Genomic DNA, 669 nt, shown 5'->3' on the forward strand with positions numbered 1-669 from the left:
TGAAGGTGCCTGCAATCACCGGCCCACCTGCTACACGGTCGGCGCCTTGCACGTCGTTGGTCAATACATTGCCCGACAGCTCCATCTGCTGTTCGGTTGCGGTCACGGCGTTGCTGTCGTCCACGGCTTTGGGCACGTCATCGACAATGTTCACGTCCAGGCTGCCGGTGGCAGTGCTGCCATCGATATCCTTGGCCACCACTTCGAAGTGCTCGCCGATGCTGTTGCTACCGGCGCCTTCTGGGTGGCTTTCGTTGCCAGTCAGGGTGTAGCGGTAGCTCACAGTACCGGTTGCGGAATCGTAGCCGGTGACGGTCAGAGTATTGCCCTCAGGCGTAATCACCGATTGCGGGAAGCCTGCAGCCACGCCAGCAGTGACCACGGCAATACCACCCACCGTCAGGCTTTGCAGCCCATCTGCTGCGGTGACCTTGAACGTGCCTTGCTGGGTCAGCGCATTGGCATCCGGCGCGCTGCCGTCGCTGAGGTTTTTCTCGTAGACGGTCACCTCGCCGCTCTGCACATCCAGGCCGTTGAGGGTGACAGGATCATCAAGGTTGTTAATGTTCAGCGTCAGGGTCGCCGTGCTGGTATCGCCATCGGCATCCTTGATTGTGTAGGCGAAGTTCTCTACGCCACTGCCGCCACCGCCCAGATTTTTGAAGCCCG

The 669-nt window shown here is 60.2% G+C and carries 1 pseudogene; it reads right to left on the reverse strand.

What is annotated here, in order from left to right:
* A pseudogene (locus J5M56_RS23775) lies at nt 1-669 on the reverse strand (hypothetical protein); the annotation flags it as partial.

Source organism: Pseudomonas sp. 51_B (assembly GCF_017491595.1).
GTDB classification, from domain to species: domain Bacteria; phylum Pseudomonadota; class Gammaproteobacteria; order Pseudomonadales; family Pseudomonadaceae; genus Aquipseudomonas; species Aquipseudomonas promysalinigenes.